We start from the raw sequence: 12,389 nt of genomic DNA on the forward strand, positions 1-12,389 counted from the left end.
CGGAAGCGGGCTGAACGGAAGCGAGGGCCGGCCAGGTGTCGCCACCGGCCGGCCCTCGCGCCCGGCTGACTCAGTGACCGGAGATCAGGTCGACGTTGCCGTCGAACTGCCACAGCGGATTGGGCGTCGGCTTGCCGCCGTTGATGATCAGGAAGTACCCGTTCACCTGCACCGGTCCGTCCCCGTCGGCGATGTAGCGCCCGGTCGGGGTGACATCGACCTGGTAGATGGCCTGGGCGGTAACGTGGTAACCGGGGACGTTCCAGGAGACCGTGCAGCGCCAGTCGTTTCCCGGCCCTGCCTGCGCCCCGAGCCCCTCGCTCTTGTCGCAGGCCGCTGTGGTCTGCAGTTGCGCTGCGGCGACCGCCGGCTGGCGCATCTGTGCTTGCTGGAACGGGTAGAGGTGGGCGAACACCGTGGCTACCGACCGTTGCACCTTGTCCTGGGTGATGCCAGAACCGCTCGCCCCGGTCCCGACGGCGACGAGACCGACCGTCGCGGCCAGCACGCCCGCCAGCGGGAGGGCACCCAAAGTCAGCGCCCTGCGTCCGGCGCCGTCGTTGTTGACGTTGGTGAAGTCCCGGCGGAGGAACAACAGACAGGCCAGTGCCGTCGCCACGACCGCCCACACCAGGCTGACCCCGATGCCGATCAGCAACGGCCCCAGCTGCTGGGGATCGGTGAACAGGCCGTTCCAGGAGATGAAGGCGTAGCCGGGCAGTGCCAGGCGCACCGGGACCGGCAGCGGCAGCATCTGCGCCGTCTGCATCCCGAGGGCGGCGATCACGGGCAGCAGCAGGCCCATCGGGGATCGGCCCAGGGCCACCGACCCGAGCAGCCCGATGGCGGCCAGGGCAAGCGTCGGCGCCAGCACGCAGACCCACGCCAACAGGACCTTACCGGCCGCGTCCCCGCCGGTGAGCAGGTGGCCGTCCGGGCCGACCAGCGGCTGGTTCCCCTCCGCGAGCAGTCCGCCGAGCACGCTGGAGACGGCCAAGCCGGCTACCAGCAGTCCGATCACGGTGACGCTGGTGATCGCCTTGGCCGCGAAGATCCGCCGATGCGAGCGGACGGCGATGATCAGGTGGCGCCAGGTGCCCAGCCGATCCTCGGAGGCGAAGACGTCGCCGGCGACCACGGACGTGATCAGCGGCAGGGCCCATGTGCCGGCGACGCCGAGCACCACCAACGATCCGGCCCAGCCGGTGGCGTGCATCCACCGGCCGAAGAGGGTATCGGACGGCAGGGTGCTCTGCTGGTCGATCGCGAACACCAGCAGGACCGGACCGAGCCAGCACAGCAGCACCAGCAGGCGCACCCGCCAGGCAGAGAACTGCTTGACCAGCTCCATCCGCAGGATCCGGACCACCGGGACCGGGCGTCTGCCGGCCGTCCCGGGCTCTAGCCCTCCCCCGGACCCCGCTCCGGCGGCGGGGGCGTCGGTGAGAGTCGTGGTCATTGGTCGGCCTCCTGCCCGATGATGGCGAGCTGGTCCGTCAGGGAGAGAAAGGCTGCTTCCAACGGCGAGACAACGGGAGCGAGTTCGCGCACGGGGATATTCGCGCCCACGATCCGCGCCACGAGTTCGTCCAGAGCAGCCGCCCGCGCGCGTACGACGATCACGTCGTTGTCCGGTCGCGCCGCGGCGTCGGAGTCCTCGACGACGCGAACGCCGGGCGTTCCGGCCGCGACAGCGTGCGCGGCGGACGGATCCAGGGCGCGCAGCCGGTAGTCGAGTTCGTGTTTCTCATCGGTGAGCTTCTTCAACGGGCCGGAGAACAGCACACGCCCCTTGGCCAGGATGGTGACCTCGGAACACAGCGCCTCCAGATCGTCCATCCGATGGCTGGACAGGACGACCGTGACGCCCTCGGCCGCGAGCCGGCGCAGGACCGTGTGCACCTTCCTCTTGCCCGCCGGGTCCAGGCCGTTGGACGGCTCGTCGAGCACCAGCAGACGCGGTTTGGTCAGCAACGCCGCGGCCAGTCCCAGCCGTTGGCGCATGCCCAGGGAGAAGCCGCGGACCTTCTGATCGGCGGCCTCGGTGAGTCCGACCTGCTCCAGAGCCTCGCCGACATCACCGGCGAGTGCGTCGTCGGGCTGCAGCCAGACCAGCGTCGCGAGGTTCTGCTTCGCGGTGAGAGTGGGGTAGAGGCCGGGTCCGTCGACGAACCCGGAGACACCGTCAGGCGCCGGCAGCCCACGGCCCACTGAAGCGCCGAGGATCTCCAGATCCCCCTTGTCGGCGACGGCCAGGCCCAGCATCAGGCCCAGCAGCGTGGTCTTTCCGGCACCGTTCGGGCCGACCAGGCCGTGGATCTGACCCTGCGCGACGCTTACATCGACATGGTCGAGCGCGACGACGTCGCCGAAGACCTTGGTGATGCCGTGGCCCCTCACTGCGATGGTCGTGTCCATCCGTTCCTTCCTCAGCTGGCGAGCAGGTGGGCCCCCGTCCCGCTGGGGGACGGGGGCCGGTTACCGAGTGGCGCTGGTCACTGCACGTTGATCGTGGTGTCGTCGAGCACGAAGGAGGTCTGGTACTCGTAGTCCTCCGCGCCGGTGAACTTGAGCGTGACTGTCTGGCCCGCGTAGGGAGAGAGGTCGAAGGTGTGCTGCGCGTATCCGGTGATGCGGTCGAGGTTGGAGTAGGTGTGCAGGGTGCCCAGCACCGTGCCGGAGCTGTTCAGCACCTGCACCTTGAGCGTGTCGTAGGCGGTCGTGATCGAGGTCTCCGCCGTGTCCACGTGGAGCCAGAAGCTCAGCTGCTCCGAGGTGCAGCCCTTCGGCAGGGTCACCGTCTGCGACACGGTGTCGGTGTGGGTGGTCCCGTAGCCGTCCAACCACGCGTCCCAGCTGCCGGAGTGCGGCGGCTCGGAGGAGGAGTTATTGATCACGCCGGAGGACGCGGTCCACGGAGCGGGGTTGGAGCTGCCGTTCTCGAAGCCGGGGTTGCCCAGCAGCTGCTTCGCCTGGCAGCCGGTGCTTCCGGTGGGGGTGGCGGACGCCTCATTGCTCTGTGCCCCCTCGCCCACGCCGTTCACCGCGGTGACCCTGTAGTAGTAGGTCTGCCCCGTGGTGAGCCCGGTGTCCGTGCACGAGGTCACCGCGCCCAGTCCGCTGCAGCCGCCGCTGGTCAACAGCGACTCGCCGCCGCTGGAGGTGCCTCGGTAGACCTTGTACGAGGTGATGTTCTCGCCGCCTGTGCTGGCCGGTGGCGTCCAGCTCAGCGCGACCTGCCCGGTTCCGGCTGTCGCCGTCAGGCCGGTGGGCGCGCCCGGTACTGTCGCGGCGATCGGCGAGGCTGTGACGGTCACCGTCGAGGACGCGGAGTTCGCCGGCGAGGCGCTGTCGGTGACGGTCAGCGTCGCGGTGTAGCTACCCGCGGTGCTGTAGGTGTGACTCGGGTTCTGCGACGTGCTGGTCGACCCGTCACCGAAGTTCCAGCTGTAGCTGTACGCCGGGGTGCCACCGGTGCCGGTGCCGGTGAAGGCGACGTTCAGTGGCACCTGGCCGGAGGTCGGGGTGGCCGAGGCGCTTGCGGCCAGCGGGTTGCCGACGGCGCTGACCGTGGTCGTCACCTGCGAGGTCGCGGTGCTGGCGGGCGAGGCGCTGTCGGTGACGGTCAGCGTCGCGGTGTAGGTACCCGCGGTGCTGTAGGTGTGACTCGGGTTCTGCGACGTGCTGGTCGACCCGTCGCCGAAGTTCCAGCTGTACGTGTACGGGGCCGTGCCGCCGGTCGCCGAGCCGGTGAAGTTCTCCGTCAGCGGCGCGTTGCCGGTGGTCGGCGAGCCCTTGGCGCTCGCGGACAGGGGGGTCGCGCCCTGGACCCAGAAGTCCTCCAGCGGGTCGCCGAGCGCGGCCTGGTCCGCGGTCGTCATCGGGAAGGTGGACGAGCCCAGGTTGTTGTTCGGGTCGATGACGCCGGAGTGCACGTTCTCCATCGTGCGCTCCATGGCCGCCAGCACGTTGGCCGTCGTGTACGCCACGTGCGAGACGTAGTGCTGCTTGACGTAGGCCGGGTTCCCGATGACGAGCAGCGGCACGCGGTAGGTGTTGCTGACGTGGTCCGGGCCGTTGCTGCCGTTCTGGGTGTCGTCCTCGGTGACGACGATCAGCGTGTTGTTCTTGTACGTCGGGTTGCTCATGATGGAGCTGACGATGTTGTTCGTCGCGGTGTCGTTGCCGGCGATGTCCTGGTAGGTGCCGGGGTGGTCGTTGAACAGCTCGACGTAGTTGTAGGCCGGCATCCCGTACTGGTTGACGAAGTTGAGGTAGTCGCCGGAGACGGTGCTGTCGGGGATGCTCTGGTTGTTGCAGGTGTACTCGTTGGTGTGCAGCTCTTCGGGGATGGTCGTGCCCGGACGGTTGGGCGGCAGGACCTCGATCTTGCCGTCGGCCGGGTTCTTCCAGTAGCCGCTGCCACTGTTAAGCATCCAGTAGATGTCACCGTTCACGATCATCGAGTACGGGCTGGTGCCACTGCTGGTGCCGGACGGAGCGGTGCAGGCGCTGGTGCCCTCGTCCGTGGGGCCCTGGTCGCTCTGCAGGAACCGGTCGAACTGGGTGCCGTTCGACGGGTAGGACTGCTGCTGGCTGCTGGACGAGGACTGCCCCGAGAACAGGAACCAGTGGTTGGGGCCGGACGGCGGCTGGACGCCGGTGCTGTACGAGTCGGACAGCGAGTAGGTCTTGGCCAGCTGGTGCAGGTCCGGAACGGAGCTCATGTGGTTGGTGCTCTCCACCTGGCCGTTGCAGCCGGCGGCGATCGTTGTCGCGCAGTCGCCGAGGTAGTCGTCGAAAGTGTGGTTCTCGCGATAGATGATCACGAAGTGCTGGAACGGCGGGAAGTACGGCGCCAGCGGGTTCACCGCCGCTGCGGGCTTCCCTATGATCGTCTGATGGCCGCCGACCCTCTGCACGACGCTCTTGTCGGTGATCTTGAAGTTCTTGGGCTGCGGGAACTTCGCGAACTCCACGCCGGGCGCGGCGAACTTCGCGCCGGAGCAGTCGAAGTCGTCCGGCTTGTACGTCATCGGACGCTTGCCGAGCGGCAGGTTCTTGGCGTTCGGGGGGGTCGTCGCCGGGTTGTACCCCTTCAGCGTGCACGAGCCGACGCCCGACGCAGAGTGGGCGGCGTCAGCGATCCCGACGCCGTGAGCCACGCTCTCCACCCCGCCGAACAGCAGGGCAAGGCTGGCGACACCGGGCAGCAGTAACTTCTTCGATCTCTTCATTGGCACTCCCGTGTCGGAGGCGCGCGAGGGCGCGCGCATCTACGCGCGCTGAATTGAGCCATACGGGATTGTGACGACGAGTCAGGGCCACGACAAGTCAGTCGGCATGATCCACTTTACTCGCCACGCAAGGTTTGCCAGCCGTCCCCCACGAGGCGTCCCGGCCGTCGGCGGGGAGCGGGACGAGGGGGTATCTCGTCCGGGCCCTCCACCTTGATCGTGGACACCTCGACACTGGATCTTGAATTCAGGGAGAGGAGTCCCGGGTGGGGACCTACAAGTACTCGGCGGAGTTCCGGGCCGACGCGGTGGCGCTGGCCCGTTCGTCGGGCCGACCCGTCTCACGCATCGCTGCCGAACTCGGCGTGAACCACGAGACGCTACGGCAGTGGATCAAGGCCGCGGAGAACGCCGAGCGTCCCGAGGCGCTCGCGAAGTCCACGAACGACGCGGAGATCGCGGCCTTGCGCAAGCAGGTCCGCGAGCTGGAGATGGAACGTGACATCCCGCGCCGGGCGGCCAAGTATTTTGCGGGCGAGACGAACTGGTGAGTTCCCCGAGTCAACCTCGATGCGGCTGATGGTGCTTCACTGCCCCTGGTGCTGGAGTTGGTTTGGTGGGAGGCGGGGTCGTAGCAGGTGCCGTCGCGCCAGCAGGCCCTCATGACGCGAAGCCAGGCTCGAGCGAGGATGCGGGTCGCATGAGGATGCCGCTTTGGGCGGGCGCGGGCGTCCTCGTAGATTCGCTTTGAAGTTTCCCCGTGATCTCGGACACTCGTTCGTTATGCCGCGAGGGCGTGCTGGTGCCGTTGCCGGGTCTCAGCCGGGGCGAGATAGCCGAAGACCTTGTGTGTACGCAGGCGTCGGCGGTTGCAGAACGTCTCGACGAAGGCGAAGACCTCGGCGCGGGCGGTGGTCGGGTCGGGCCAGACACGAGTGCCGATCTCTACCTTGAGCAGTGTCCGGAAACTCTCCGCAGCGGCATTGTCGAAGCATGATCCGCTGCGGCCGCAGCTCTGCAGCAGCCCCAACTCTTGGACTTTTTCTGTAAGTTGAGCCGATGTTTACTCGCTTCCGCGATCACTGTGGATCACTCAGCCGGGCTGCAGGTTGCCCCGGCCGTAGGCCATGTCCAGGGCAGTGACTACGAGTTCGGCGCGGTGGTGGTCAGCCATGGCATAGCCGGCCGCCTCGCGGGTGGCCAGGTCCAGCCAGCAGGCGAGGTAGAGCCAGCCCTCGGCGGTGGGAAGGTAGGTGATGTCGCCGACCAATTTGGTTCCGGGTGTATCGGCGTGGAAGTCGCGGCCGATCAGGTCCGGGGCCGGCTTCGCCTTCTTGTCCGGCCGGGTCAGTGAGCGGTGCTTGCGGCGGGTGACGCCGCGGATGTCGCGCTCGCCCATCACGCGGGCTATGCGCTTGCGGTTCACCCGCCGCCCGCGGCGGCGCAGCTCGGCGTGGATACGCGGGACACCGTAGGTGCGGCGGGAGGCGAGGTGCAGCACGGTGATCTCGTGCGCGAGTGCGTCGTCGGCGGCCCGGCGCCTGCGGCGGGCGGCCTCGCCCTCGCGCCAGGCGTAGTAGGAGGAGCGGGCCACGTGCAGCACCCGGCACAGCAGGGTGATCGGGTAGTTCGCCTTCTCCGTATGGATGTACCGGTACGGCTCGCTCACCGGTCGTTCTCCTTCACGAAGGAGGCGGTCGCTTTTTTGAGGATCTCGATCGTCTGCTGCTGCCCGCGGTTCTCCTTGCGCAGCCGCCGCAGTTCCTCGCGCTCGGCGCTGGTCAGCTGGCCGCTCTGGCCCTCGCCCCGGTCGGCCTCGGCCTTGGCCTTGCGGTACCAACCTCACTGACACGAAACCGAGAGATCGCACTCCAACGCACCCATACCAGCGGTCTGACCACCTTGCCGACCAAAACCATCAGCTCTGAGCGACGCATCGCTCTGCCGGCCTCCTGCGTCACCTCGCTTCACCCGCACCGCGAGCATCAGGCACGCGAGAAGGAGAAGGCGGGCTCGGACCGGCAGGCAGCGGCCACGTCTTCACACGAACCGACGGACACCCGATCGAACCCGCCACCCTCACCCGCCACTTCAACACCTTGCTTCGACAGGCCGGGCTCCGACAGATTCGATTCCACGATCTGAGGCACTCGACCGCGACGCTCCTCCTGGAACAGGGCGTCGAACTCGTCGTCATCAAGGAACTCCTCGTGCACGCCCACGTCGGCGTCACCGCCACCGTGTACGCCCACGCCCGACTGCACCTCCAGCGCCAAGCCATCGACCTTCTCAGCAACGCCCTGCGTGACCTGTCGGAGTCCGCTTTCGAGCCCGACGACGGCGACGACCCACCGCTTTGTGCAGTCCCCGTCCGCCGACGTTGCCGTCAACTACTGCCGTCAGACCCCCGAGAGGCCCCGCCGGAATGATTCCGGCGGGGCCTCTCGTCATTTCTCAGTCGCGATCAGATTCGGGTTCAGGGTCGAGGGCCAACCGTCGACTGCTGCTCCCAATCCGAGGCGGGTACCAGCAGAGGGCCAACCACGGTGCGAGCGCCGCTGATTTAGAAGATCCATCTCAGTTCTTCGCATCCATAGACAGGTTCACCGCCGGAGTCGACCCATACTTGGATCACATTTCCTGCAGCGCGAGTTACATCCCACCATTTCCAGGCACGTTGACCTGGGTCAAAGGAGTAAAGAAGGTCTTGCACCGACCATTCTTCATCTCCACGATGGAGAGAAAAACGTGCGGCTGCATCCGACCAGCGATCGATTGCCCACCGGGGGATGTCCGATTCTGGAAGTTCATCACGGCTTCCTCGAGCGCGGCCGCGGCCTCGGTGGCGGTCATACCGGTGGCGCGCCAGCGGACCGAGCGGCGGCCGACCTTCGCCCAGTCGACCGGCTGACGGGGCGTGGCCGCGCCGGGCGCCGGGACACGCAGACGGCGGGATCGGGGAACGGGGGTGCTCACACGAGCCTCCCGATCGTCGCGGCAACGGTGACGGATTTCCTGCCGCCGCGTCGTGGTTAGGCGGCCGTAGACAGGTGTGACTGAGCGCCTGAGTTGTCGGCTCAGCGCTTGGGTTGGCGAATGTGAAGCGTCATGGCGGGGGTGTGAGTCGGGGCTTGGGTTCGTTGAGTCGCAGCGGGTGGGTCTGACGGCGGCGTCGTCGGCGGTCCAAGCCGGACCGTGTCCAGCACTGCTGTCCACGACGACCTGTTTGGCGGCAGGGCCGCGATGGAGGGGTACGGCCGGCGCGGTCCGCCTCTCGAAGTGCGCTCTTGGCAGGCCGGCCAGTAGGTCACAGAACCGGTCCGCGTCGAAGCGGCCCTTCCCGGGTGGGTGCAGTGCACCCACGCCCCGGCGGCCGTCTGCGAATAGCGTGGCTGGCATGGAAATTGGGAACGAACTCGGTGATTACCTGCGCGCCCGTCGTGCGGCGGTGGCACCGGCGGATGTGGGCCTACCCGACGACGGGCCTCGGCGGGTGCCGGGGCTGCGCCGTGATGAAGTGGCACTGCTGGCCGGGATGAGCACTGACTACTACATCCGGTTGGAGCAGGGCCGCGAGCGGCACCCGTCCGAGCAGGTGCTGCGGGCGATCGCCGGGGCACTGCGGCTGGACGACGCGGCGACCGCCCATCTCTTCCGGTTGGCTCTATCGGTCGTTGGGATGGTGGCCGCCCCGACGGCTGTCGCTCCTGAGTTGCTGCGGTTGATGGACGGCATGCGTGATGTGCCGGCCTTCGTGGTGGGGGCGGCGCAGGACGTGCTGGCGGCCAACGCGATGGCGCGGGAGCTGTATTGCGGTTTCGCCCGGTATGACAACCTGCTGCGGATGATCTTCCTCGATCCCTTCGCGCGTGAGTTCTACGCCGACTGGGACCACGCGGCGAGGATCGCGGTGGGCAACCTGCGGGCGTCCTCCTCGCAGTTCCCGCGGGACGAGCGGATCGAGCGGGTCGTCGGCGAGCTGAGCGTGCGCAGCCCCGCCTTCACGGGCCTGTGGGCGCGCTACGAGGTCCGTCCTCGAACGCACGAGGACAAGCACTTCCGGCACCCGGGGGTGGGGGAGATACGTCTGCACTTCGAGGCGCTCGCCGTCACCAGCGCCCCCGGACAGCACCTGTCCGTCTACAGCGCGGAACCTGGCAGTGCCAGCGCCGACGCCCTGATCCTGCTGGGCCGGCTGTCCGAGCGGGAAGCGACCCTGGCGAACCAGACCCATCCCGCGGAAGATGGAGAATTCCGATCGTGACCGCGGCACTGGCCGAGGCCGTCGGCACCTTTGAGATAGCCGGCAAGAAAGTCGCCCGTCTCGGTTTCGGCGCGATGCGCCTGACCGGACTCGGGGTGTGGGGTGAACCCGACGACCGTCAGGAGTGCGTCCGCGTGCTGCGCCGCGCCGTCGAACTCGGCGTGCAGTTGATCGACACCGCGGACTCCTATGGACCGTATGTGAGCGAGGAGATCATCCGGGAGGCGATCCATCCCTACCGCGACGACGTGCTGATCGCGACCAAGGCCGGGCTGACCCGCAACGGACCCGATGTGATCAGGGCCGGCGGGGGACTGGTGCGCCTGGGTCCGGCGGCGTGGCCACCGGTCGGGCGCCCGGAGTACCTGCGGCAGCAGGCCCTGATGAGTCTGCGCCGACTTGGCGTGGATCACATCGATCTGTTCCAGTTGCACCGGGTCGATCCGAAGGTCCCGTTGGAGGACCAGGTCGGCGAGCTGAAAAGGCTCCAGGACGAGGGCAAGATCGTCGCGATCGGGCTGTCCCAGGTCACCGTCGGCCAGATCGAGCAGGCCCGCGCGATCGTGGAAATTGCCACCGTCCAAAACCGCTACAACCTCACCGATCGCGGGTCCGCCGACGTCCTGGAGTACTGCACCCGTCACGGCATCGGCTTCATCCCCTGGGCGCCGGTGGCCGCTGGTGAGCTGGCTCGCCCCGGTGGCCCGGTCGACCGGATCGCGAGCACTCACCACGCCGGCCCCTCGCAGGTGGCGCTGGCCTGGCTGCTGACCCGCTCCGGGGTCGTCCTGCCCATCCCCGGTACCTCCAAGGTCGCGCACCTGGAAGAGAACCTGGCGGCGGCGATCCTGCGGCTGAGCGACGCGGAAACCGACGAACTGACCGCCGCGGCGTGACAGCCGCCCCGGGAAGCCAGGTCTCCCTCGCCTTCACACCGTGAGCCGGCGGCCTTCCCGGTTCCGCCTCCCACCCCTTTCCCATCCTCTCGCCTGTTCCTCTTGCCCGCCCCCACCGAAGAAAGATGCTTGCCATGCTGCTGCCCTCCGATGAGACGGGCCGAGGCCGCCCTGTGGTCCTGCTGCACGCCCGTCCCACCGACCGCACCATGTGGGGCGCCCACCTTCCTCTGCTCGCCGATGCGGGCGTGCGGGCCATCGCCCTGGACTTGCCCGGTCACGGCGACGCGGTCGTGCCCGAAGACCGTGAAGTGGCCCCCTGGACGGATGTACTCGACACGCTCGACCACCTCGGGGCAGACCGCTTCGTCCTGGCCGGGAACTCCCTTGGCGCCCTGGTGGCGCTCCAGGCCGCGGTCACGGCCCCCGAGCGGGTCGAGGGCCTGGTGCTCGTCGGGTACCGGCCCCACGACCAGCCGGCCTCCCCCCATCTGCAAGCCGCCTGGGACGCCGAAAGGACGGCGTTGGCCGCCGGAGACCTGGACGCAGCGGTGACAGCTGGCGTCGAGGCGTGGACCTCGGCCGGCGCGACCGACGAAGTACGCGCTCACACGGCCCGTATGCTCCGCGGCAGGCTCACCCAACAACTCGTCCATGGCGAGCCGGCACTGGCGGCGGACCCGCTCGGCGAAGGAACGGCAGCGCTGCGCACGCTGACCGTTCCCGCCTTGGTCGGCGTCGGTGAACATGACATGCCCGACTTCTTCGAGGGTGGCGAGGCACTGGCCCGCGACCTCGACGCGGGCCAGGCTGCGGTCATCCCCGCCGCAGGGCACCTCGCGCCGTTGGAACAACCCTCCGCGTTCTGCACCCTGCTCCTGGACTTCATCCGCCGTCTCCCGGAGCGGTAACGCTGAGCGTTGCATCCGAGTCCGAGGCACTCTGCCGGATGAGCGGGCGGCCCGCCAGGCCAAAATCCCCCCGACACGACGGTCACCGCGGCCGCTCGTCCACGTCCCCGATGTCCTTCTTCGCAGTCGCCGGGGTCTTGCAGTCGTCGGAGGTGACCCTCTTGGCCCGCCAGCAGGGCCTCCCTCAGCGGTTCCTCGACCAGCTCCACTCGGCAGTCCTCATGAGCTGCCCTTACCCGATCACACAACCAGTTGATTCCTGCGCGCCGTCCCGCCAACTCAAATGCTCAGCCGCCAACTCGAGCGCTCAGTCACAATATGGTTTATAGCAGGCTCTTAATTCGGCCGGATCAGAACTGGAAATCTATTGACTGGACGTGTGTGAAATCCGCGCGCAGGCCATCGGCCCGGGTGCCCCATTCCGAGGATACGGCTCCCTGGTTCTCGTGCCGGAAGACCAAGGCCTCCCCAGTGTCATCCGCGTACAGCTCGTCCGGGGCGAGCAGCTCATCGTGGTTGCTGGTGAGATCTCGGCGGCGCCCGCACAGCAAATAAGCCTCGCGCATTGCCACCGCAGGCGGACACCCAGCCTCTCCTCGGCAGCGACCAGATCCGCTCACTCCGACCGGCAGGCTGCGTCTGGCCCGGTGTGTCGTCGACGACGGCTGGCCACTGCGGCGGGCCGCGGAACGCTTCCAAGTCAGCCACACCACCGCAGCCCACTGGGCCGGCGGCGGCCCGAGTGCTGCCTTTCATGACGACCGGGAAGAGCGGCCATGCTCGCCGGCGCATACCTCATGACGCACTGCGGCTGCTCCGCGGTCGATGCTGACCAGGTCGCCGTCGCGCAGGCGGTGGTCGTCGGGGATGTGCGCTTCGGCGTCGTGCACGGAGGCGCCGAAGGCGGCGAGCAGGACATGTCGGCGTGCCCGTGAGGCGCGCGCCGTCGGGCCGGGAACGGGACCGTTCCTGACGCGGCACTGCACGAGCGTGTGCCGGTCCGTGCCGGGCGCTGAAAGCGTCCGGTAAGGAAGCTCTCCCTACCTTCCGTCAGTGAGATGAGCAGCGGCTGCCGCCGCTG

The 12,389-nt window shown here is 68.2% G+C and carries 10 protein-coding genes and 2 pseudogenes; 5 read left to right on the forward strand and 7 right to left on the reverse strand.

What is annotated here, in order from left to right:
- Positions 1–70 precede the first annotated feature (70 nt).
- The 3 genes from GQF42_RS01910 to GQF42_RS47135 all read right to left on the reverse strand — a co-directional run bounded on the left by GQF42_RS01910 (position 71) and on the right by GQF42_RS47135 (position 5,237).
- Entirely contained in the window at positions 71–1,459 is a 1,389-nt protein-coding gene (locus GQF42_RS01910) for an ABC transporter permease (RefSeq protein WP_158917068.1), read from the reverse strand.
- Positions 1,456–2,418 carry an ABC transporter ATP-binding protein gene (locus GQF42_RS01915; protein WP_158917069.1) on the reverse strand — a complete coding sequence of 321 codons (963 nt, stop codon included), beginning with the start codon at positions 2,416–2,418 and terminating at the stop codon, positions 1,456–1,458. Before GQF42_RS01915 ends, GQF42_RS01910 begins: the two co-directional genes overlap by 4 nt.
- Positions 2,419–2,495: 77 nt before the next feature.
- Positions 2,496–5,237 (reverse strand): PKD domain-containing protein, encoded by a 2,742-nt coding sequence (locus GQF42_RS47135; protein ID WP_158917070.1) that lies wholly within the window; start codon positions 5,235–5,237, stop codon positions 2,496–2,498.
- A 266-nt stretch (positions 5,238–5,503) separates the two neighbouring features.
- Here GQF42_RS47135 and GQF42_RS01925 point away from each other — a divergent pair, with 266 nt between their 5' ends.
- The gene (locus GQF42_RS01925; RefSeq protein ID WP_158917071.1) at positions 5,504–5,788 is read left to right on the forward strand and encodes a transposase; all 285 of its coding nucleotides are present in this window, start codon (positions 5,504–5,506) and stop codon (positions 5,786–5,788) included.
- 230 nt (positions 5,789–6,018) lie between these two features.
- On the opposite strand, the gene GQF42_RS01930 is transcribed toward GQF42_RS01925, so the two are convergent.
- Both GQF42_RS01930 and GQF42_RS01935 read right to left on the reverse strand, forming a co-directional pair.
- Positions 6,019–6,267: a hypothetical protein gene (locus GQF42_RS01930; protein ID WP_158917072.1), complete on the reverse strand. Its 249-nt coding sequence runs from the start codon at positions 6,265–6,267 to the stop codon at positions 6,019–6,021.
- 63 nt (positions 6,268–6,330) lie between these two features.
- Positions 6,331–7,107 carry an IS3 family transposase gene (locus GQF42_RS01935; protein WP_325100279.1) on the reverse strand — a complete coding sequence of 259 codons (777 nt, stop codon included), beginning with the start codon at positions 7,105–7,107 and terminating at the stop codon, positions 6,331–6,333.
- Here GQF42_RS01935 and GQF42_RS01940 point away from each other — a divergent pair.
- Positions 7,107–7,666: pseudogene (locus tag GQF42_RS01940) on the forward strand (tyrosine-type recombinase/integrase); the annotation flags it as partial. The gene GQF42_RS01935 and the pseudogene GQF42_RS01940 sit on opposite strands and share 1 nt — an antisense overlap.
- 223 nt (positions 7,667–7,889) lie before the next feature.
- Here the strand turns inward: GQF42_RS01940 and GQF42_RS01945 are convergent.
- A complete protein-coding gene (locus GQF42_RS01945) occupies positions 7,890–8,213 on the reverse strand; it encodes a hypothetical protein (protein ID WP_158917075.1) in 324 nt (107 codons plus the stop codon).
- A 421-nt stretch (positions 8,214–8,634) separates the two neighbouring features.
- On the opposite strand from GQF42_RS01945, the gene GQF42_RS01950 reads away from it, so the two are divergent.
- The 3 genes from GQF42_RS01950 (at position 8,635) to GQF42_RS01960 (ending at position 11,308) form a co-directional block, all read left to right on the forward strand.
- Positions 8,635–9,501 carry a helix-turn-helix domain-containing protein gene (locus GQF42_RS01950; RefSeq protein WP_158917077.1) on the forward strand — a complete coding sequence of 289 codons (867 nt, stop codon included), beginning with the start codon at positions 8,635–8,637 and terminating at the stop codon, positions 9,499–9,501.
- Positions 9,498–10,397 carry an aldo/keto reductase gene (locus tag GQF42_RS01955; protein ID WP_158917079.1) on the forward strand — a complete coding sequence of 300 codons (900 nt, stop codon included), beginning with the start codon at positions 9,498–9,500 and terminating at the stop codon, positions 10,395–10,397. The genes GQF42_RS01950 and GQF42_RS01955 overlap by 4 nt, the downstream gene beginning before the upstream one ends.
- A gap of 134 nt (positions 10,398–10,531) precedes the next feature.
- Positions 10,532–11,308 (forward strand): alpha/beta fold hydrolase, encoded by a 777-nt coding sequence (locus GQF42_RS01960; protein WP_158917081.1) that lies wholly within the window; start codon positions 10,532–10,534, stop codon positions 11,306–11,308.
- A gap of 812 nt (positions 11,309–12,120) precedes the next feature.
- Here the strand turns inward: GQF42_RS01960 and GQF42_RS45450 are convergent.
- A pseudogene (locus GQF42_RS45450) lies at positions 12,121–12,216 on the reverse strand (type I methionyl aminopeptidase); the annotation flags it as partial.
- Between the last annotated feature and the right edge of the window lie 173 nt (positions 12,217–12,389).

It is taken from the genome of Streptomyces broussonetiae (assembly GCF_009796285.1).
Classification (GTDB): Bacteria; Actinomycetota; Actinomycetes; order Streptomycetales; family Streptomycetaceae; genus Streptomyces; species Streptomyces broussonetiae.

What these genes read in the sequence shown, in the direction of transcription:
- GQF42_RS01950 (WP_158917077.1), top strand. Translation starts at nt 8,635, where the DNA reads ATGGAAATTGGGAACGAACTCGGTGATTACCTGCGCGCCCGTCGTGCG.
- GQF42_RS01960 (WP_158917081.1), top strand. Translation starts at nt 10,532, where the DNA reads ATGCTGCTGCCCTCCGATGAGACGGGCCGAGGCCGCCCTGTGGTCCTG.
- GQF42_RS01910 (WP_158917068.1), bottom strand. Translation starts at nt 1,459, where the DNA reads ATGACCACGACTCTCACCGACGCCCCCGCCGCCGGAGCGGGGTCCGGG.
- GQF42_RS01915 (WP_158917069.1), bottom strand. Translation starts at nt 2,418, where the DNA reads ATGGACACGACCATCGCAGTGAGGGGCCACGGCATCACCAAGGTCTTC.
- GQF42_RS47135 (WP_158917070.1), bottom strand. Translation starts at nt 5,237, where the DNA reads ATGAAGAGATCGAAGAAGTTACTGCTGCCCGGTGTCGCCAGCCTTGCC.